Annotated in this window: 15 protein-coding genes; 10 read left to right on the top strand and 5 right to left on the bottom strand. The window is 71.1% G+C overall.

The window, feature by feature from the left end; translation table 11 throughout:
- Positions 1-579 precede the first annotated feature (579 nt).
- Positions 580-1,893, bottom strand: coding sequence for a D-arabinono-1,4-lactone oxidase (locus ACTOQ2_RS19360; protein WP_440101046.1), 1,314 nt, complete (start codon positions 1,891-1,893; stop codon positions 580-582).
- Between the two features lie 141 nt (positions 1,894-2,034).
- A complete protein-coding gene (locus ACTOQ2_RS19355; protein WP_440101044.1) occupies positions 2,035-3,225 on the bottom strand; it encodes an MFS transporter in 1,191 nt (396 codons plus the stop codon).
- A 123-nt stretch (positions 3,226-3,348) separates the two neighbouring features.
- Here ACTOQ2_RS19355 and ACTOQ2_RS19350 point away from each other — a divergent pair, with 123 nt between their 5' ends.
- Positions 3,349-4,743: a lytic murein transglycosylase gene (locus tag ACTOQ2_RS19350; protein WP_440101042.1), complete on the top strand. Its 1,395-nt coding sequence runs from the start codon at positions 3,349-3,351 to the stop codon at positions 4,741-4,743.
- A 171-nt stretch (positions 4,744-4,914) separates the two neighbouring features.
- Here ACTOQ2_RS19350 and ACTOQ2_RS19345 read toward each other — a convergent pair whose 3' ends face one another.
- Complete coding sequence (locus tag ACTOQ2_RS19345; protein WP_440101040.1) at positions 4,915-5,910, bottom strand: ferrochelatase; 996 nt, start codon at positions 5,908-5,910, stop codon at positions 4,915-4,917.
- Positions 5,911-6,003: 93 nt separating this feature from the next.
- Here ACTOQ2_RS19345 and ACTOQ2_RS19340 point away from each other — a divergent pair, with 93 nt between their 5' ends.
- Together ACTOQ2_RS19340 and ACTOQ2_RS19335 are read left to right on the top strand one after the other, a co-directional pair.
- On the top strand, positions 6,004-8,025 hold the full coding sequence (locus ACTOQ2_RS19340; protein WP_440101038.1) for a S9 family peptidase: 2,022 nt from the start codon (positions 6,004-6,006) through the stop codon (positions 8,023-8,025).
- A 208-nt stretch (positions 8,026-8,233) separates the two neighbouring features.
- On the top strand, positions 8,234-8,968 hold the full coding sequence (locus ACTOQ2_RS19335; RefSeq protein ID WP_440064771.1) for an inositol monophosphatase family protein: 735 nt from the start codon (positions 8,234-8,236) through the stop codon (positions 8,966-8,968).
- 180 nt (positions 8,969-9,148) lie between these two features.
- Here the strand turns inward: ACTOQ2_RS19335 and ACTOQ2_RS19330 are convergent, their stop codons facing one another.
- Positions 9,149-9,313 carry a hypothetical protein gene (locus tag ACTOQ2_RS19330; protein ID WP_362681299.1) on the bottom strand — a complete coding sequence of 55 codons (165 nt, stop codon included), beginning with the start codon at positions 9,311-9,313 and terminating at the stop codon, positions 9,149-9,151.
- Positions 9,314-9,535: 222 nt separating this feature from the next.
- On the opposite strand from ACTOQ2_RS19330, the gene ACTOQ2_RS19325 reads away from it, so the two are divergent.
- The 5 genes from ACTOQ2_RS19325 (at position 9,536) to ACTOQ2_RS19305 (ending at position 14,757) form a co-directional block, all read left to right on the top strand.
- On the top strand, positions 9,536-10,189 hold the full coding sequence (locus ACTOQ2_RS19325; protein WP_350946642.1) for a response regulator transcription factor: 654 nt from the start codon (positions 9,536-9,538) through the stop codon (positions 10,187-10,189).
- 80 nt (positions 10,190-10,269) lie between these two features.
- Positions 10,270-11,595, top strand: a complete 1,326-nt coding sequence (locus ACTOQ2_RS19320) for a sensor histidine kinase (protein ID WP_440064769.1) — start codon at positions 10,270-10,272, stop codon at positions 11,593-11,595.
- Positions 11,596-11,867: 272 nt separating this feature from the next.
- Positions 11,868-12,167 (top strand): DUF4193 domain-containing protein, encoded by a 300-nt coding sequence (locus tag ACTOQ2_RS19315; protein ID WP_030914836.1) that lies wholly within the window; start codon positions 11,868-11,870, stop codon positions 12,165-12,167.
- 81 nt (positions 12,168-12,248) lie between these two features.
- Positions 12,249-13,235, top strand: coding sequence for a hypothetical protein (locus ACTOQ2_RS19310; protein WP_440101036.1), 987 nt, complete (start codon positions 12,249-12,251; stop codon positions 13,233-13,235).
- Positions 13,236-13,290: 55 nt separating this feature from the next.
- Positions 13,291-14,757 carry an alpha,alpha-trehalose-phosphate synthase (UDP-forming) gene (locus tag ACTOQ2_RS19305; RefSeq protein WP_440101034.1) on the top strand — a complete coding sequence of 489 codons (1,467 nt, stop codon included), beginning with the start codon at positions 13,291-13,293 and terminating at the stop codon, positions 14,755-14,757.
- Positions 14,758-14,855: 98 nt separating this feature from the next.
- Here ACTOQ2_RS19305 and ACTOQ2_RS19300 read toward each other — a convergent pair whose 3' ends face one another.
- The gene (locus ACTOQ2_RS19300; RefSeq protein ID WP_440064337.1) at positions 14,856-15,152 is read right to left on the bottom strand and encodes a DUF4235 domain-containing protein; all 297 of its coding nucleotides are present in this window, start codon (positions 15,150-15,152) and stop codon (positions 14,856-14,858) included.
- A gap of 113 nt (positions 15,153-15,265) precedes the next feature.
- Here ACTOQ2_RS19300 and valS point away from each other — a divergent pair, with 113 nt between their 5' ends.
- A complete protein-coding gene (gene valS / locus ACTOQ2_RS19295) occupies positions 15,266-17,803 on the top strand; it encodes a valine--tRNA ligase (RefSeq protein ID WP_440101032.1) in 2,538 nt (845 codons plus the stop codon).
- Between the two features lie 386 nt (positions 17,804-18,189).
- A complete protein-coding gene (locus ACTOQ2_RS19290; RefSeq protein WP_440101030.1) occupies positions 18,190-19,431 on the top strand; it encodes an AI-2E family transporter in 1,242 nt (413 codons plus the stop codon).
- Positions 19,432-19,435 lie beyond the last annotated feature (4 nt).

The following is a 19,435-nucleotide window of genomic DNA, read 5'->3' as shown; positions in this document are numbered from 1 at the left end:
TGCTCAATCTTCCCCCGGACCCTTGAGTCTCTCGCGTGTGCCGGTTGCCTGCCAGCACCGTACCCGGCATGTCCGAACATCGCCTTCCTGGATGGGGCTCGCAGCGATGTGACGCCGGTCACATTTGCTCCATTCATCTAATTACAGGGCACCGGTCTGGAGCAGCAACTTCGGGGTCCTCAAGGGATTCTCACGGATAACACCGGGAACCGCTGCGGACTTCCACCAAGAACCGGGAGATGGCGGTGAGGCCGGTCCGCCGGTCCAGGGCGGGTATGCCGCGATTGCGGCGATATGCGGGGGCCGGTCGTCGCGGTCCGTGACGACGGGACGCGGCGGCGGCTGACATGGACGGCGGGAGAAGGTCATCTCCAGCGGACTCCCTCGGGGTCGAGCGGCACGGGCGTCTGCGAATCTGCCCCTCGTGCGCGCCAGGGAACGACGGGACACGCGGACGCGTCGCTCTTCGAGCGAGCCTTTGCGCCACCCTTTACCGAAAGCTGGCGAGAAGCGGCCGATTCGGGGGAACGGGGCGCGACCCGGGGACCGTGCGACGGGGGAGGCGGAGGGCGCCGTCCCTCAGCCCAGGACGGTGTCGAGGTGGTCGTTGGCGAAGACGCGGCCCGGGTCGAGAACATCCCGTACCGCCAGGAAGTCAGCGAAACGGGGATAGACCTGTGCCAGGTAGGCCGCGTCGCGGGTGTGCAGCTTGCCCCAGTGCGGCCGGCCGCCGAGCCTCGTCATGATCTCCTCGACGCCCTCGAAGTAGGCCGGGTTCGGTGTCGGCCGGTAGACGTGGCAGGCGAGATAGGCCGAGTCCCTGCCGTAGGCGGTGGACAGCCAGGCGTCCGAGGCCGGGGTGACCCGCACCTCGATCGGGAAGCTGATCTTCCATTCCCGCCGTTCCAGCAGGTCGCGGACCTCGCGGAGGGCCTGCCCGAGGTGCTCGCGCGGGATGGCGTACTCCATCTCCAGGAAGCGCACCTCCCGCACGCTCGTGAAGACCCGGTGCGAGGCGTCGGTGTGGGCCGAGGCCGACAGCGTGGCGGCCGAGAGCGCGTTGAGCCGGGGGATGGCGCCCGGGTAGCGTCCGCCGACCCCGCACAGCGCGCCGAACAGGGTGTTCTCCATGAAGTGGTTGTCGAGCCAGTATCTCAGCGCGGCCGGGGGCCTGGCCGGTCCGGGGCTGCGGTTGTTGCGCTTGGTCAGGCAGGTGTCGGTGTGCGGTAACCAGAAGAAGTCGAGGTGCTCGTTGCCGGCGACGAGCGTGTCGAGGGAGCCGAGGATCGCGGTCAGCGTCATCGGCTCCCGGACGCAGCGCAGCAGGAAGGCGGGCTCCACCCGGAAGGTCACCGCGGTCACCACGCCGAGCGCGCCCAGGCTCACCCTGGCGGCGTCGAACAGGTCCCGCTCGGCCACCCCGCGGATCTTCCCTTCGCCGTCGCCGCGGACCGTGACGATCTCCCCGTCGGCGAGCACCATCTCCAGCGCCAGCACCTGGTCGGCCATCCCGCCGACGTCCCTGCCGGTGCCGTGGGTACCGGTCTGGATGGCCCCGGCCACGGTCTGGGCGTCGATGTCGCCCATGTTGGCCAGGGCCAGGCCCATCCGGTGCAGCTCCCGGTTGAGGGCGCAGACCGTCGTCCCGGCCTCGGCCGTCACCCAGCCCTCACCGCTCTCGCGGATCCCGGTCAGCGCGCCGGGACGCAGCAGGAGGCCGTCGGTGAGCGCCACCGGGGTGAAGGAGTGGCCGGTGCCGGTCATGCGTACCCGGCGGCCCGCCGCGGCGGCGTCCCGCACGGCCCGCGCGACCTCCTCGGCGGAGGCGGGCGCGCGGACCTCCGCGGGGGTGGCGGACTGGTTCCGGGCCCAGTTGCGGAAGGTCTCGCCCATGGTCACTCCTGCCCCGCGGGCGGCACCCGGCCGGCCGGGTGCGCCGGCGCCCCGCTCGGGGGGAGGCTCGCCCGGGATCAGGGGGGTCGCCGCCGGCTCACGTTCGTGTGGTTCGCCAGCGAATATGAACGATACTCACGATCACTGCTGGGCGACAGGGGTTCGCAGCCAGGCGGAGCCGCCGACGCCGATCGTCACGGCCAGCAGGGCGCAGGCGAAGGAGAATCCGTAGGCGTTGGAGGCGCCGAACGTGTCGGTGAGCCTGCCCCCCGCCCACGCGCCGATCGCCACGCCGAACCCGACCGAGGTCGAGATCCACGACATCCCCTCGGTGAGCAGGCCCGCCGGGACCAGCTGCTCGGTCAGGCTGTAGCCGGTGATGATCGTCGGGGAGATGGCCAGCCCGGCCAGGAACAGCGCGCCCGCCATGAGCCTGATGTCGCCGATGAGCATGATCGGGGTCAGGCCCGCCGCGAACACCGCGAGCGAGCGGACGAACCTGCTGCTCAGCGGGATGCTCCACCGCCGCGCGCCGTACCAGAGGCCGGAGACCAGGCTCCCGCCGGCGAACGAGGCGAGCAGCAGCCCGGCCGCGGCCTTGGCGCCCCGTTCCTCGGCGAACGCGACCGTGATCAGGTCGACCGAGCCGAACACCGCCCCCATCGCCAGGAACGCGCCCGACATCAGGGCCACGCCGGGGATGGTGATCGGGGTGCCCGAGCCGGTCTCCCTGGGGCGGACGGGCGGCTCCGTGCCGCGCTGCAGGGCGAAGGCGATGCTGCCCGCGACCGTGCAGGTCAGAGCCACGATCAGGCCCGCGTACGGGTTGATCATGGTGGCCAGGGCGGTGACCAGCGCCGGGCCCGCGACGAAGATGACCTCGTCGGCGACCGACTCGAAGGAGAACGCCGTGTGCAGCCTCGCCGACCCGGCCAGCAGGTGCGACCAGCGGGCCCTCACGAGCGAGCCGAGCGAGGGCGCGGTCGCGCCGACCACGACGCCGGTGGCGAAGAGCGTCCAGCGGGGGGCGCCGTGGTGGGCGCAGAGCATCATGCCGGCCAGCGTGGCGCCGTGCGTCAGCGTGAGCGGGATGACTACTCTGGCCTGGCCGAACCTGTCCACCAGGCGCCCCGACAGCGGGGCCGCGACGGCCAAGGAGACGCTGACGGTGGCCGCGACCGCGCCCGCCGTCGCGTAGGAGCCGGTGAGCGCCTTGATGAGCAGGATGATGCCGATGCCGAGCATCGACATGGGCATCCGCCCGAAGAATCCCGCGACGACGAAACCCTTGACGCCGGGCGTGCTGAAGAGCCCCCGGTACGGCCCGACCACCGATCATCTCCTTGCTGCCCCGCGCGTGGAACAGGCCGACGATTTCGCACAGAGCCGCCGATCGGCAAGTGTTTTTCCGGGCAACGGCTCACGACACGGTCCGTTGGAGCTAACGTGAGCGCGGTGTCACGTCTTCCCGGGTTGCGGTTGTTCGTCCCAGTAGCAGTGGTCATGACCGCCCTTCTCGCCCTCGGCGGCGTCGCGCTCGCGGTGATCAACGCCGGTCGCCCCTCCGCTCCCGCCGCCTCCGCGGCCTTCGGCGAGAGCGCCGTCGTGGAGTCCCGCATCAGGGACCTGTCGGCGATAGCGCCGGTGGCCGCCCCTCCCACGGTCCCGGCGGGCTCGGCGAACCCGAACCCGAACCCGAACCCGGACTCCGAGCTGGATCCGGACGCTCCGGCCGGAGAGGACCCGGCTCCGCAGAACCCGGACCCGCGGGATTCGGGCTCGCGAGACCCCGCCTCCCCGGGACCGACACCCGGGCCGGAAGCCGGGCGGACCCCCGTCCCCGAGCCGGGGACGACGGGAGCTCCCGGACTCGCATCCACCCCGCCCAGGCTGCTGGTCATCTCCCCCTCGACGCTGACCGAGCAGACCAAGGAGGACATCTCCCGGCTCAAGTACGTCCAGAAGGTCGACTCCTTCGACGGCGGGGCGGTCAAGGTGTCCGGGGTCGGGCTCAACCTCATCGCGGTCGATCCGGACCGCTTCCGCGCGTGGGCCCCCAGGGCCGTCGCCGAGCAGCAGGGGATCTGGAACGCCCTCACCAGGGGGGAGTTCGTCGCCGACAGCGCGGCGGCACGCCGCCTCGGACTGGTCCTCGGCTCGGAGTACCAGGTGGACGGCGGCCCCCGGCTGCGGGCAGCGGCCTCCGCCGGGTTCGGCCTGCCCGGCGTGGACGGCATCGTGGGGGAGGAGACCGGCCGCAGGCTGGGCCTGCTGCCGGGCGTGGCGCTGCTCGTGCACAGCTCGGAGAAGGCCGCAGGCGTCCTCAGGACGCGGGTGGGCAGGCTGCTCGGCCCGGGTTCCCAGGTGGTCGCCGTCGGCGCCCGCACGGTGAAACCCACCCTGAAGCCCACCACCGGCGCGACGACCGGGAGGGCGGGCACCGGCCGGGTGCGGCGGGTCGCGGTCGGCAGGCCGGGCAGCTACCTGGAGCTCTACCGCAAGGCGGCCGGAGTCTGCCCGGGGCTCTCCTGGACGGTCCTGGCCGCGATCGGCCAGGTGGAGAGCTCGCACGGGCGCAACAACGGCCCCTCCTCGGCGGGCGCGCAGGGACCGATGCAGTTCATGCCCGCCACCTGGAAGGCCTACGGGGTGGACGGCGACGGCGACGGCATCGCCGACATCTGGAACCCCTACGACGCGGTCCCCGGCGCGGCCAATTACCTGTGCGCCAACGGGGCGGGCCGGGGCGGCAAGAAGCTGGAGAAGGCCATCTGGTTCTACAACCACTCCTGGTCGTACGTCGCCAAGGTCATGGGCATCTCCCGGGGCTACGCCGCCGCCTACCCCTGAGGTGCCCGCGCCCGTCTCCAGGGCACCCGCGACCGGCCGGCCGTGCCCGCGACCGGCCGCGCCCATGACCACTCGCGGCCCCGTGACCGCCCAGAGCCCCGCCACCGGGTCAGAAGCGAAGCCAAGGCCCCCATGAACGCCAGGGCCCCATGACCGCCTGCGGTCGCACGGTCACCCGCGGCGGCGCGGCGGGGCCGGGCAGCAGGTGGCCGCGCACGCGACGGGCTCGGGCTCGGCGAGCAACTCCCCGACCATCGAGACGAACCGCGGGTGGGTGCCGGCCGTGGACGCCCTGACCAGCGGCAGGCCGATCTTCCTCGCCGTCTCCGCGGCCTCCACGTCGAGGTCGTAGACGACCTCCATGTGGTCGGAGACGAAGCCGATCGGCACCAGCACCACCGCCGGGGCGTCGACCTCCAGCAGGTGGTCGCAGACGTCGGGTTCCAGCCACGGGATGTGCGGGGCGCCGCTCCGGCTCTGCCAGACCAGGTCCCACGCCCTGCCGCCACCGTCGCCACCGTCGCCGCCCTCGTCGTCGCCGCTCACCTCGGCGGTGACCAGCGTCGCCGCCCGGCGCAGCTGCGCCTCGTACGCCCCGCCGCCGGGTCCGGCCGTCGCGGCCATCGAGGTCGGGATGCTGTGCGCGGTGAAGACCAGCCGCGCGGAGTCCCTGAGCCCGGCGGGCAGCCGGTCCAGGGCCTCGCGGGTGCGGTCGGCCATCGCCGCGACGAACCCGGGGTGGTCGAAGTAGTGCCGGAGCTTGACGACCTCCGGGGCACCCTCGACCGCGGCCCTGGCGAACGAGATGTCGTCGATGTACTGGCGGCAGGCCGAGTACGAGCTGTAGGCGGCGGTGACGAAGGCCGCGGCCCTGCGCACGCCGTCGGACGCCATCCGGCGGAGCGTGTCCTCCAGGTAGGGATGCCAGTTGCGGTTGCCCCAGTAGACCGGAAGGTCGATGGTCGGCTCCACGGCCGCGATCAGGTCGCGGCACTGCTGGTTGATCGGGCTGGCCCCGCCGAAGCGCTGGTAGTGCGCCTCGACCTCCAGCAGCCGCTCACGCGGGATCCCCCTGCCCCGGACCACGTTCTCCAGGAACGGCATCACGTCGTCCGGCTTCTCCGGTCCCCCGAACGAGACGACGAGAAGCGCGTCGTAGTTCCCCATGGCATTCATCAAACCGCATGCCGGGGTGTCCTCTTGCCTGGTCACCTTGAGTAGTTCGTTATCAACAAGGTTTGTGGATGCATGTTCGGATGCATGTTCGGAGACGATCGCCGAGGTAGGTTCGAAACCGTGACCCCATTTAACGACATCCGCGATTATGTCGGCGTGCCGCGGGTGGCATCCCTGCGGCTATCCCTCGATGGAGCGCGCTTGGTCAGCGTGGTGCAGGCGCTCAATCCCGACGGAAAATCCTACGGAACCTCCCTGTGGGAGATCCCTCTCGACGGACGCCGGCCGTACCGGCTGACCAGATCCGTCAAGGGCGAGGCGGGGGCCGCGTTCACGCGGGACGGCGACCTGCTCTTCGGCTCGCGCCGGCCCGACCCGACCGTCAAGGAGGCCGACGAGGAGGTCCCCGCGCTCTGGCTGCTGCCCGCGGCGGGAGGCGAGGCCCGGCAGGTCGCCTCCCGGCCGGGGGGCATCGCCGGATTCGTGACCGGCGGGAAGACCGTGGTCTTCGGCTCCGACGTGCTCCCCGGCGACGAGGCGGACGAGGCCGAGCGGCGCAAGACCCGCAAGGACGCGGGGATCAGCGCGATCCTGCACGAGAGCTACCCGGTGCGCTACTGGGATCACGACCTCGGCCCCGGAGAGCCCCGGCTGTTCGCGGGCACCCTGGGCGACGGCGAGCGGCTGACCGAGGTCAGGGACCTCACCCCGCAGCCGGGCAAGGCGCTGTCCGGCCCCAGCGCGTGCGACGTGACACCGGACGGCTCCACGGTCGTGACGACCTGGGGCGTGTCGATGCCGCGGGGCGAGCTCCGCTTCGAGTTGGTCGCCATCGACACGGACGACGGCGGCGCCCGGCGGATCCTGGCCGCCGCGGACGAGCACGACTTCGACGGGCCGGTCAAGATCTCCCCCGACGGGCGCCTGGTCGCGTGCGTCAGGAACAACCACGCCGACATCGACCGGATCCCCGAGAGCACCCTGTGGATCGTCGACATCGCCACCGGAGAGGGCCACCCGGCGGGCGGCGAGCTCTGGCCGTCCGACATCGCCTGGGCGCCCGACTCCCGCTCGCTGCTCGTGGCCGCCGACGACCGCGGCCGCCGCCCGATCTTCCGGGTCCCGGCCGACGGGTCCGCGCCGGAGCGGCTCACCTCCGACGACGCCGCCTACTCCTCGCTCAACGTCGCGCCCGACGGTGCCGTCTACGCGCTGCGCAGCGCCGTGGACGCTCCCGCGGCCCCGGTCAGAGTGGCCCCGGACGGCACGGTCGGGAAGCTCGCCTCCCCCGCTCCCGAGCCGGAGCTGCCCGGCACGCTCACCGAGGTCACCGTGACCGCCGACGACGGCGCGGAGATCAGGGCCTGGCTGGTGCTGCCGGAGGGCGCCTCGGCGGAGAACCCCGCCCCGCTCCTGCTGTGGATCCACGGGGGCCCGCTGTCCAGCTGGAACGACTGGTCCTGGCGCTGGAACCCGTGGATCATGGCCCAGCACGGTTACGCCGTGCTGCTGCCGGATCCGTGCCTGTCCACCGGTTACGGGCCGGACATGATCCGGCGCGGCTGGGCCGACTGGGGTCCGCGCACCCACGCCGACCTGATGGCGATCACCGACGCCGCCCTGGAGCTGTCCCAGGTCGACCCCGCCAGGACCGCCGCCATGGGCGGCTCGTTCGGCGGCTACATGGCCAACTGGGTCGCCGGGCACACCGGCAGGTTCAAGGCGATCGTCACCCACGCCTCGCTCTGGAACCTCGACCAGTTCGCCGGCACCACCGACGCGTCCATGTACTGGCAGCGCGAGTTCGGCTCCCCGGGAACCAGCCTGTACGCGAAGCTCTCCCCGCACCTGGCGCTGGAGAACATCTCCACCCCGATGCTGGTCGTCCACGGGGACAAGGACTACCGGGTGCCCATCGGGGAGGCGCTGCACCTGTGGTGGGACCTGCAGCGCTCGGAGGTGGAGTCGAAGTTCCTGTACTTCCCCGACGAGAACCACTGGGTGCTCAAGCCAGGCAACGCGGTTGTCTGGTACGAGACCGTTCTGGCCTTCCTCGCGCAGCATGTCCTCGGGCGCGAGTGGAAGCGCCCGGAGTCGCTGTCGTGAGCCCGGCGCGGCGAGCGGGGGTCGCCGTGCGGCGGGGGCGGGCCGGGCAAGGACCAGGGGGACGGGCGGGGAATGCCGTACGCCCGGCTGGGCATATGGGGGCGGCGGGTGCCGTCGTGGACCCGTTGGAACGAGTGAGGAGCGGATCGTGGACAGCGCCGTGACCTTCGGCCGGCTGGCGGAGGAGATCGCCAGGGAGGCCGGCGAGATGCTGCTGGCCAAGCGGCCGCCCCGTCCCGAGGTGCTGGCCACCAAGTCCAGCCCGACCGACGTGGTGACCGCCCTCGACCGGGCCTCGGAGGAGCTCATCCGAGACAGGATCAAGGCGGTCAGGCCCGACGACGCGATCCTCGGCGAGGAGGGCGGTCCCACCGGCGAGGGCAGGGTCCGCTGGGTCGTCGACCCGATCGACGGGACGGTCAACTTCCTGTACGGGGTGCCCGAGTGGGCGGTCAGCATCGCGGTCGAGGTGGACGGCGAGGTGATCGCGGGAGTGGTCAACGTCGTGCCCCGCGGCGAGGTGTTCACCGCCGTCAGGGGCGGGGGCGCGTGGCTGGCGGGGGAGCGGCTGAGCTGCAACACCGGCGTACCGCTGGAGCGGGCGCTGATCGCCACCGGGTTCGGCTACGAGAGCGGGCGGCGCGAGGTGCAGGCGGAGGTGCTCCGCCACGTGCTGCCCCGGGTGCGCGACATCCGCAGGGGCGGCTCGGCCGCCTCCGACCTGTGCGCGGTGGCGGCGGGGCGGGTGGACGGCTACTACGAGCGCGGCCCCCAGTACTGGGACTACGGGGCCGGCGGCCTCATCGCCGCCGAGGCGGGGGCCAGGGTCGGCGGGCTGGAGGGCAGGCCGGCCGGCCCCGGCCTCACCCTGTGCGCGGCACCCGGCCTGTTCGAGGAACTGCACGACCTGCTGCTCCCGCTCGACCCGGAACGCGACGCCTGACCCCGGGAGGGGCGCCGGCGGTCCCGGCTCCGGCCCGTGAGGGGCCCCCGGCCCCGGTCGGTAGGGCTTCCGGCCCCCGGTCGATGGGGCTTCCGGTCGGTGGGGCTTCCGGTCGATGGGGGCGAGGGGAGAAGGGCACGAAAAAGCCCCCCGGCCGGTGGGCCGGGGGGCTCCTTCCCGTCAGCGCTGGATGGGGACGCCGTTGTCTGTGGCCAGACGGTGGAGATCCTCGATCTCGGCGGTGAAGGTGTCGGCGAGGTAGTCGTCGCCGGAGGTCCTGGCCTCCTGCAGATTCCTGCGTGCCTGGTCGAGGCGGTGTTCGATTGTGGTGGTGAACTCGCCCATCTCACCTTCTTTCTCACGGGCTCATGGGGACGGAAGATACCGCGATAGAGACTGGAACCGGCTGTACCCAGGGTGAACCACGAGCTAAACCTGTGTGTTTCCGACATCACACGGAGTGCCCGCTCCTGTGAGGGCCTTACCGTGTGCTTACAGGTGGTGAGGGGAGAATGGGGAGCCGGGCCGGCGGTTGCTCAGGGAATGTGACGGGAGGTGCCATAAGCCGTGCGAGTGCTTGTGGTGGAGGATGAGCGGGTGCTCGCCGACGCGATCGCGACCGGGCTCCGGCGCGAGGCGATGGCCGTGGACGTGGCCTACGACGGCGCCGGGGCGCTGGAGCGGACGGGATACATCGACTACGACGTCATCGTCCTGGACAGGGACCTGCCCAAGGTGCACGGCGACGAGGTCTGCCGCCGCCTCGTGGCCTCCCGCACCGCGTCCAGGATCCTCATGCTGACCGCCTCCGGCGACGTCGACGACAAGGTGGAGGGGCTGGGGCTGGGCGCCGACGACTACCTGGCCAAGCCCTTCGTGTTCGTCGAGCTGGTCGCGCGGGTGCGGGCGCTGGGCCGCCGTTCGGCCCCGGCGCTGCCGCCGGTGCTGGAGCGGTCGGGGGTCCGCCTGGACCCGGGCAAGCGGCTGGTGACCAGGGACGGCGCCGAGGTCGCGCTCACCAAGAAGGAGTTCGCGGTCCTGGAGGAGCTGATGCGCGCCGAGGGCGCGGTCGTCAGCCAGGAGGACCTGCTGGACAAGGCGTGGGACGAGAACATCGACCCGTTCACCAATGTGGTGCGCGTCACCATGATGACGCTGAGGAAGAAACTGGGCGAGCCTCAGGTGATCGAGACGGTGCCCGGGGTCGGGTACAAGTTGTGAGCACTCCGGCAGGCGGGGGAGAGGAACGCCCGAGGTTCGTCCCGGTGGGCGAGAACCGCGAGTCGGTGCCGACCCACCCGATGATCAGCCCCCATTCCGAGCGGGGCGCCTGGAAGAGCGAGCGGCTGGAGTCCGGGCCCCCCGCGAGGGAGGGGAGGTCGGCCGAGCGGCCCCCGCCGCCGGCCGGCCCGCCCGCGTGGGACGGGCCGCCCCCGGTGGGTGCCGCCCCGGCGCCGCGGACCCCGCTGGCCCGGCTACGGGCGATCATGGACCGGCTCAGCATCCGGTGGCGGCTGACCATCACCTACGCCGTGCTGTTCTTCACGGCCGGCGCCCTGCTGATGGCCGTGATCTACCTGATGGTGGGCTGGGCGCTCTACGGGGCGTGGCCGCCCTTCCCGTACGACGAGCTGAGGCAGCTCGTGGGGCCGGACATAGCGACCAACTTCAAGCAGGAGTGGTACTGGCAGCAGCACGTCGCGATCACCGGGGCGCAGCGGGAGATGCTGGCCCGCTCGCTGCTCGCCCTGCTGGGAGTCGGCATCCTGGCCGTCATCATCGGCTACATCGTCGCCGACCGGGCGCTCAAGCCCATCCAGCAGATGACCGCCACGGCCCGCAAGCTGTCGGGCTCCACGCTCGCCCACGAGCGGATCGACCTCAAGGGGCCCGACGACGAGCTGAAGGAGCTGGCAGACACCTTCGACGCGATGCTGACCAGGCTCAATGTGGCCTTCGACACACAAAGAAGATTCGTGGCCAACGCCTCGCACGAGCTCCGCACCCCCCTGACGATCAACCGGACGGTCCTGGAGATCGCCCTGGGCGATCCGGAGGCGTCGGGTGACCTGAAGGCGCTGGGCCGCACGCTCCTGGAGGTCAACGCCCGCAACGAGCGCCTGATCGAGGGCCTGTTGCTGCTGGCCCGCAGTGAGCGCGAGCTGAGCGTGCGCAAGCCGGTGGACATGAAGGACGTGGCCGAGACCGTCGTCGACCAGCTCGCCGCGCGGGCCGAGGAGGCCGGGGTCACCGTGATCCCCGAGCTCCGCAGTGCCGAGACCGTCGGCGATCCGGTGCTGCTCGAACGGTGCGTGGCCAACCTGGTGGAGAACGCGATAAAGCACAACCTCTCCGATTCCGGACGTCTGTGGGTCAGGACGGGAATGGTGGAGGGTGCCTTGGTTGTTCAGGTGGCCAACACGGGGCCGCATGTGCCCGCGTACGAGGTGAACAGCCTTTTCGAGCCGTTCCGGCGGCTCAACGCCGACCGGGTCGACTCGGACAAGGGGGCGGGGCTCGGGCTGTCCATCGTCCGCGCGGTCGTGCGCGCCCACGGGGGCAACGTGACCGCCGTACCCAGGGACGGAGGAGGTCTGGTGGTCACCGTGCGACTTCAGTCACGTTGATCCGGCGGGGGGCGTCTCGTTCACGCCGTACATGTGGTTGGATGTGCCGTCGAACACGGTGGTGCATGCCGCCGATGCTGTGGTTTACGCCATATTTGGCTAACCGTGGCCATTGGCAGTACGTCCCTCACGTGTAGGGAGGTTCAGTGACCATTCCGGCGGGGTACCGAAGCAGGAATCTCTCTGGCGGATCGGGCACAAGTCGTGCCTCTCGAACGTTACACACGCGCGAGTGAGCGCAGACAGATAGATGAGGGGGATGGAGCAGACCGATGGCTACCGATTACGACAGCCCACGCAAGACCGACGACGACCTCAGCGAGGACAGTCTTCAGGAACTGCAGGCCCGCCGTACCGACAAGTCCTCGGGCAGCATCGACATCGACGAGACGGATCTCGCCGAGTCGCTCGAACTGCCGGGCGCGGACCTGTCAAATGAGGAGCTCTCGCTCCGGGTGATTCCTCGTCAGGCCGACGAGTTCACCTGCGCGCGCTGCTTCCTGGTGCACCACCGCAGTCAACTCGCCGTTGAGAAGAACGGCCAGCAGATCTGCCGGGAATGCGCGGCTTGAGATGATTCCGATGGCCTGTCCGAGGTGTGCTCTTCCAGGTATGGGTAGGGCCTCAGGACAGCCTTGAGGAGGTTCCGAGACATGACGTCAGAGAACAGGCGGACCGGTGCCGCGCCGGACGACTCCACGGCCGAGGAGTCGGACGGCGCGCCTGATCACAAAGGGGCCGCGGACGCCGGTCCCGATCACGAAGTGGCCGCAGAAGCCGGTCCCGATCACGAGGGGGCCGCGGACGGGGGGTCCGGCCGGAAAGTGCCCGTGGACGACGGTCCCGATCACAGGGCGGCCGCGGACGACGAATCCGAGCGGGAGGCGGCCGCGGGCGGCCGGTCCGACCAGGAGGTGGCCGAGCTCGTCGGCAGGCTCGCCGATCCGGGCGACATGGACGGGGCCGAGCGGCGGCGGCTGCTCGGCCGTCTCACGAAATCACTGGCACGAGGGGCGAAGAGGGCCAAGGAGTCGGGAGAGGGCCGGGGCCGCTGGCTGACCGACGTGTTCATGGCCGTGGCGCCCCGCATCCCCATCCGCGATCTGCACACCCTTTCCGAGCATCATCACGGTCTCACCTCCGAGGCGCTCGCCGACGATCTGGTACGCACCGCGACCAAGGCGACCATGGCGGTCGGAGCCATCGGCGGGGCCGTCGCCGCCGCCGAGTTCGCCGCTCCTCCCCTCCTGCTCTCCGCCCCCGCCCAGCTCGTGGCCGAGACCCTCGTCGTGGCCGCGATCGAGGTCAAGCTCATCGCCGAACTCCACGAGGTGTACGGGATCCAGGTGCCGGGCACCGGCTCCCAGCGGGCCATGGCCTTCGCGATGGCCTGGTCCAAGCAGCGCGGTGTCGACCCCATGGCACCCGGGACGATGACCGTCGCCCTGGGCACCGCGGCCAAGACCGCCCTGCGCAACAGGCTGATGCGCACCCTCGGGCGCCATCTCACCACCTTCGGCCCGTTCCTCACGGGCGCCGTGGCCGGAGGGTTCCTCAACCGCGCCGCCACGAAGAAGCTCGGCGAGGTCGTACGGGCCGATCTGAGGGTCCACCGTGCCCTCCCGCCTGGGAAGTCATAGAAACCTCTCAAACGGGTAGTTAATTCAGTAAGCCCCCGACTACCTGGAGGAATCTGTGCTGGGCCGCAGCGCATTTGTGATCGTCGCCAACCGTCTCCCCGTCGACCGAGTCGGTGAGGACATGTGGCGGCGCAGTCCCGGCGGCCTCGTCACCGCGATCGCCCCCGTCCTGCAGCGCAGGGAGGGGGCCTGGGTCGGCTGGCACGGCGCCCCCGACGAGAACCTCGAACCCTTCGAACACGACGGCATGCAGCTCGTCCCCGTCCCGCTGTCCGAATCCGAGGTCGAGCTCTACTACGAGGGCTTCTCCAACGCCACCCTCTGGCCGCTTTACCACGACGTGGTCGCCGCACCCGTTTACTCCCGGGTCACCTGGGAGGCCTACCGCACCGTCAACGAGCGCTTCGCCGAGGCCGCGGCCGCGGAGGCCGCGGAGAACGCCGTCGTGTGGATCCAGGACTACCAGCTCCAGCTGGTCCCGGCCATGCTGCGCAAGCTCCGCCCCGACCTGCGCATCGGCTTCTTCCTGCACATCCCCTTCCCGCCGGTCGAGCTGTTCTCCCAGCTGCCGTGGCGGCGCGAGATCGTCGAGGGCCTGCTCGGCGCGGACATGGTGGGGTTCCAGCGCCCCGGTGGCGCGTCCAACTTCATCCGGCTCTGCCGCCGCCTGCTCGGTCTCCAGCACCACAAGCACGAGATCTACGTGGAGGACCGGGTGGTGCGCGCCGGGGCGTTCCCCATCTCCGTGGACTTCGGCGAGCTCGACTCCCTGGTCAGGGAGCCGCACATCATCGCCAGGGCCAGGGAGATCCGCGCGGAGCTGGGCGACCCCGAGTGCCTGCTGCTCGGCGTCGACAGGCTCGACTACACCAAGGGCATCGGCCAGCGCCTGAAGGCGTTCGGCGAGCTGCTCTCCGAGGGGGCGATCAAGCCGGGTGAGGCGGCGTTCGTGCAGATCGCCACTCCGAGCAGGGAACGCGTCGAGGAGTACATGCGGCTGCGCGACTCGATCGAGCTCCAGGTCGGCCGGATCAACGGCGAGCAGGGGGAGCTCGGGCAGCAGCCCGTGCAGTACATGCACCAGTCGTACGGCCGGGACGAGCTCGCCGCGCTCTACCTCGCGGCGGACGTGATGGTGGTGACGCCGCTGCGCGACGGGATGAACCTGGTCGCCAAGGAGTACATCGCCTGCCGCAACGACCTGCGCGGCGCCCTGGTGCTCAGCGAGTTCGCCGGGGCGGCCGACGAGCTGCGCCAGGCGTTCATGGTCAACCCCTACGACGTCGACGGCCTCAAGCGGGCGATGCTGACCGCGATGCGGGCCACCCCGCACGACCTGTCACGCCGGATGCGGTCGCTGCGCCGGAGGGTGTCCACCTACGACGTGGACCGCTGGGCGCAGGAGTTCCTCACCTCGCTGGAGTCCACGGGATCCACGGGGTCCTCGGAATCCACGGCGTCCACGGGTTCCCAGCTGTCCCCGGAGGCCCTGGGGCCATCGGAGACCCCGGAACCCTCCTGACCTCTCGCCGGGAACACCGGGAGACATCGGGAGACATCGGGAGACATCGGGAGACGCGGCGTCGCCGCGGGGGCACGGCCCCCGCGGTGCGGTCGCCGTCAGGTGGTGACCTCCCTGGCCGCGTCCTTCACGGCCTTCCACGCGTCGTAGCGCTTCCTGGCGGTGCGGGCGACCACGATCTGCGTCACCTGCATGCCGACCCCCATCACCACGGCGTAGCCGATCGCCTCGCCGAGGCTGATCTCCAGGGACTCGTTGTCGACGGGCGGCTTCCTGCCGGTGGCCTTCTCCCAGGCGAACCCGATGGCCTTCTTCGCCCCCCACGCGGTGGCGAGGCCCAGGAGGCCGCCGATGGCCCTCCACGCCATGTCCTGCTTCTCGGTCTTGTCGGCCATGTAGGTCCTCCCGTTTGCGGTTCGCCCCAAGAACACTAGTCTCCCCGAGCGCCGCATCGCGTGAAGCCATACCATAGGGAGGCATGACACAACAGCGACCGCGTTCTGCGCCCATGCCCGAGAAACCGACTCTCGATGGCCTGGAAGCCGTATGGGCGGGCCGCTGGGAGACCGAGAAAACCTACCGTTTCGACAGGTCGCGCACGCGCGGGGAGATCTACTCGATCGACACCCCGCCGCCGACCGTCTCCGGCTCCCTCCACGTCGGCCACGTCTTCTCCTACACCCACACCGACACCATCGCCCGCTTCCAGCGCATGCGCGGGCGTGAGGTCTTCTACCCCATGGGCTGGGACGACAACGGCCTGCCCACCGAGCGCCGGGTGCAGAACCACTTCGGCGTGCGCTGCGACCCCTCCGTCGCCTACGACCCCTCGTTCGAGCCCCCGGCCAGACCCGACCCCAAGCGGCAGATCCCGATCTCGCGCGGAAACTTCATCGAGCTGTGCGAGCGGCTCACCGTCGAGGACGAGAAGGTGTTCGAGGAGCTCTGGCGCCGCCTGGGCCTGTCGGTCGACTGGTCGCTGACGTACGCCACCATCGGCGACGCCGCCCGCACCGCCTCCCAGCGCGCCTTCCTGCGCAACCTGGCCAGGGGGGAGGCGTACGTGGCCCAGGCGCCCACGCTGTGGGACGTCACCTTCCGCACCGCCGTCGCCCAGGCCGAGCTGGAGGACCGCGAGTGGCCCGGAGCCTTCCACCGGCTGGGCTTCGGCCTGTCGCAGGAGCAGCGGGCCAGGGGGTTCGGCGACCGGGTCTGGATCGAGACGACCCGCCCCGAGCTGCTGCCGGCCTGCGTCGCGCTCGTCGCCCACCCGGACGACGAACGCTACCGGCCCCTGTTCGGCACCACGGTCAGGACGCCGCTGTTCGGCGTCGAGGTGCCGGTGCTCGCCCACCACCTGGCCGAGCCGGACAAGGGCACGGGCATCGCGATGATCTGCACCTTCGGCGACGTCACCGACGTCGTCTGGTGGCGCGAGCTCGACCTGCCCACCCGCGCCGTCATCGGCTGGGACGGCAGGCTGCTGCCGGACGCGCCCGAGGGCGTGCCGCGGGAGCCGTACGCGGAGCTGGCGGGGCGGACCGTGCACGGCGCCCGCGAGCGGATCGTGGAGCTGCTGCGCGCGTCGGGCGACATGGAGGGCGAGCCGCGCGCCGTGAAGCGCGCGGTGAAGTTCTACGAGAAGGGCGACCGGCCCCTGGAGATCGTCACCACCCGCCAGTGGTACATACGCAACGGCGGGCGCGACCTCGCCCTGCGCGACGCGCTCCTGGCGCGCGGCGCGGAGCTGTCCTGGCACCCGCCGCACATGCGGGTCCGCTACGACAGCTGGGTGCAGGGGCTGGCGGGCGACTGGCTGATCTCCCGGCAGCGGTTCTTCGGGGTGCCCATCCCGGTGTGGTACCCCCTGGACGACGAGGGCGAGCCCGATCGTTCCGCGCCGATCGCGCCGCCCGAGTCCGCGCTGCCGATCGACCCGTCCACCGACGTCCCGCCCGGCTACACCGAGGACCAGCGTGGCAAGGCGGGCGGCTTCATCGGGGACCCGGACGTCATGGACACCTGGGCCACCTCCTCGCTGACGCCGCAGATCGCCGGGGGCTGGGAGCGCGACCGGGACCTGTTCGAGCGGGTCTTCCCGATGGACCTGCGCCCGCAGGCCCACGAGATCATCCGGACCTGGCTGTTCTCCACCGTGGTCCGCGCCCACCTGGAGCAGGGCACCCTGCCCTGGAGCGACGTCGCGATCTCCGGATGGATCCTCGACCCCGACCGCAAGAAGATGTCCAAGTCCCGGGGCAACGTGGTCACCCCGCTCGGCCTGCTGGAGCAGTACGGCTCCGACGCGGTCCGCTACTGGGCGGCCGGCGGCCGTCCGGGCACCGACACCGCGTTCGACACCGGTCAGATCAAGGTCGGCCGCCGGCTGGCCATCAAGATCCTGAACGCCTCCAGGTTCGTCCTGGGCCTGGGCGAGGGAGGCGGGGAGGTCACCGAGCCGATCGACCTGTCGATGCTGGCCCGGCTGTCGGAGGTGGTCCACGAGGCCACCGAGGCCTTCGAGGGCTACGACTACACCCGCGCGCTGGAGCGCACCGAGCGGTTCTTCTGGGAGTTCTGCGACGACTACCTGGAGCTGGTCAAGGCCAGGGCCTACGACGACGCCCCCGGTGGGAGTGGCGGGAGCGATGCGAGCGCGGCGGCGCGTTCGGCGCACGCGGCGTTGCGCGAGGCGCTCGACGTCATGCTCCGGCTGTTCGCCCCGTTCCTGCCCTTCGTCACCGAGGAGGTGTGGTCCTGGTGGCGTGAGGGCTCGGTGCACCGGGCCGCCTGGCCCCAGGCGCGCGAACGGGAAGGCGATCCCGAGCTGCTGCCCGCGGTGGCCGCCGTCCTCGGCCGGGTCCGCAAGGCCAAGTCCGACGCCCGCCTCTCCATGCGCGCGGAGGTCGCCCGGCTGACCGTCACCGGCGCGCGGGTCGACCTCGTGCGCCGGGCGCAGGACGACCTGTGCGGCGCGGGCGTCATCGACGAGTTCGTGCTCCAGGAGGGCGAGGGGGACCTGCTGGTGGAGGTCACCCTCACCTGACCGGCGGGCGCGCACGCGAATCTGTCCTCGCCGTCGGGGAATCCTGCCTTACGGTCGAGGCAGGACAGGTGAGAGGAGGACAGGCATGCCGCCAGGATGTGGCAACTGCAGCTGCTACCTCGAAGACAGGGTGATCTCCCGCCCGCCGGACGAGCGCTGACCTCAGCCGGGTGAGCGCCCGCCCCTGACCGGGCGGGCGCTCAACCCGGCCGCCTCCGCCGGTGGGCGCGTTCCCGGCGGGCGTCGCGCGGCCGGCTGCCGGGCAACAGCAGCGCAGGCCCGCGCGTAGCCGCAGGTCCGGGCCGGCTGGAATCCCCCGGACCCGTCCGTGGGAGCGCTTCGAAACCCTCGCGCATTTCCCTTCCAGGCGTGACAGTCTGGATCACGTGATCTCCGATCGGGAACGCCTGACCAGCCTGGTGCCGCGCACGTTGCTGCGCATCGCGATGTGGAGCCTCTGCCTGATCATCATCGGCTGGGCCGTCTTCTACTTCGCGCAGTTCATCGCGACGTTGCGCATCGTGGTGCTGCCGGTGGCCATCGCGCTCCTGCTGACCGCGCTGCTGTTCCCGCTCACCAGGCGGTTCGGCGCGATGGGCATGCGGCCCATCTACGCGACCTGGCTCACGATGATCATCGCGCTCACCGTGCTCGGCGGCACCGGCTGGATCATCGGGGTGCGCGCCAACGACGAGTTCCCCGGCCTCGTCGACCAGGTGCGCCAGACGGCCAAGACCGTGGAGAACTGGCTCTACACCGGGCCACTGCACCTGCAGCCGACCCAGATCACCAGCTGGGTCGACGAGATCGGCAAGCAGATCACCACCCAGCGCAACCAGATCACCCAGACGGTCCTCACCGGCGCCACGGTGGCGCTGGAGGTGCTGGCCTCCATCGTGCTGCTGCTGTTCGTGACGTTCTTCCTGCTCAAGGACGGCGACCGGATCTGGTCGTGGTTCCTGAAGGGCTTCGGCGACGTCGCGCCCCGCGTCGACATGGCCGGGCGGGCCGCCTGGGTGACGCTCTCGCACTACGTGCAGGGCACGGTCGCGGTGGCCGCCGTGCACGGCGTGATCATGGGTATCGTGCTCGCGGGGATGGGCGTGCCGCTCTGGGCGCCGCTCGCGGTGATGATCTTCCTGGCCAGCTTCATCCCCATCGTCGGCATCTTCTTCGCCGGTGCCGTGGCCACCCTGGTCACCCTCGGCGCCAAGGGCCCGATCTACGCCCTGATCTTCCTCGGCATCCTGCTCGTGGAGCAGCAGCTGGAGAACCACGTGCTCCAGCCGCTGATCGTCGGCAGGGTGCTCCACTTCCACCCGTTGGCGATCATCCTGGTGCTGGCCGTGGGCGGCATCCTGGCGGGCATCGCCGGGGCCGCCGTGGCGGTGCCGGTGGCTGCCGTGATCTACCGGGCGCTGCCCGAGCTCATGGGCGGTTCCCATCTGGCGCTGCCACCGGCACCGCCACATCCCGATTCCGGCGGGCCCGTTCCCGGCGGCTCCGATTCCGGTGGCCCTGATTCCGGCGGCCCCGGCCCCGGCGATCCGGGTGATCCCGGCGGCCCGGCACCGTCGGGTGCGGCGGGAAAACCGGTGAATGAGGAATCACCGCAGCCCAGGGGGTAACGTT

Origin of the sequence: Streptosporangium sp. H16, assembly GCF_051918855.1 — a bacterium.
Classification (GTDB): domain Bacteria; phylum Actinomycetota; class Actinomycetes; order Streptosporangiales; family Streptosporangiaceae; genus Streptosporangium.
Note: the sequence above shows the minus strand (reverse complement) of the source record. Positions and strands in the feature narration are given on the sequence as shown.

Bases quoted from the DNA above. Each gene is read 5' to 3' on its own strand.
- ACTOQ2_RS19360 (WP_440101046.1), bottom strand. From the start codon at position 1,893: ATGGGCGAGACCTTCCGCAACTGGGCCCGGAACCAGTCCGCCACCCCC.
- ACTOQ2_RS19345 (WP_440101040.1), bottom strand. From the start codon at position 5,910: ATGGGGAACTACGACGCGCTTCTCGTCGTCTCGTTCGGGGGACCGGAG.
- ACTOQ2_RS19340 (WP_440101038.1), top strand. From the start codon at position 6,004: ATGTTCGGAGACGATCGCCGAGGTAGGTTCGAAACCGTGACCCCATTT.
- ACTOQ2_RS19335 (WP_440064771.1), top strand. From the start codon at position 8,234: ATGCTGCTGGCCAAGCGGCCGCCCCGTCCCGAGGTGCTGGCCACCAAG.
- ACTOQ2_RS19330 (WP_362681299.1), bottom strand. From the start codon at position 9,313: ATGGGCGAGTTCACCACCACAATCGAACACCGCCTCGACCAGGCACGC.
- ACTOQ2_RS19320 (WP_440064769.1), top strand. From the start codon at position 10,270: ATGATCAGCCCCCATTCCGAGCGGGGCGCCTGGAAGAGCGAGCGGCTG.
- ACTOQ2_RS19315 (WP_030914836.1), top strand. From the start codon at position 11,868: ATGGCTACCGATTACGACAGCCCACGCAAGACCGACGACGACCTCAGC.
- ACTOQ2_RS19310 (WP_440101036.1), top strand. From the start codon at position 12,249: ATGACGTCAGAGAACAGGCGGACCGGTGCCGCGCCGGACGACTCCACG.
- ACTOQ2_RS19300 (WP_440064337.1), bottom strand. From the start codon at position 15,152: ATGGCCGACAAGACCGAGAAGCAGGACATGGCGTGGAGGGCCATCGGC.
- valS (WP_440101032.1), top strand. From the start codon at position 15,266: ATGCCCGAGAAACCGACTCTCGATGGCCTGGAAGCCGTATGGGCGGGC.